We start from the raw sequence: 556 nt of genomic DNA, 5'->3' as shown, positions 1-556 counted from the left end.
CAGGTGGAAGGCGTCGCTCCGCGCCACCCCCCACCACTGCCAAGCCTGTTTTATCCGGTGAGTCGTCAAGGGTAAATGGCACTCGCTTCGCTCGCCCCTGACGAAATCAGGCAATGAATATCGTTTTTGAAAGAGCAGGAACCGCTCGCCGCAAGAACGGATTAGGGAGCGGCATCGCCGCGAGTCTGTCCGTTCGAGGAAGCGGAATTTCCACTCCCCGGACATAGAAATCCGTACGCTCTAGACTGACAGAAAACCGCCTGATTAATTTTTTTCGTTAAGAACTAAGAAGGAGATCACTCTCAGCCCGCATGAAATGGGGATCGTATTTTCAGGATCTGTACTACGGTAGCTCAACCCTAGTACTACGGTAGCTCAAAAAAAACTTGATTTTTGAGCTACCGTCTATCTAAAATCGAATCCTGTCGATCATTTAAGGTGGTTAAAATGAGCTTCTCTCGCTACAAAATAAACCCATTTTTAGAAGATATGATTGTTCCAGTCAAGGGGAAGCAAGTTAGACTTTCGCGTCTTGGTCGTGATGAAAACATCCTAG

The organism is Flagellimonas pelagia (assembly GCF_003584135.1).
GTDB lineage: Bacteria > Bacteroidota > Bacteroidia > Flavobacteriales > Flavobacteriaceae > Flagellimonas > Flagellimonas pelagia.
This window is presented reverse-complemented; position numbering follows the sequence as displayed.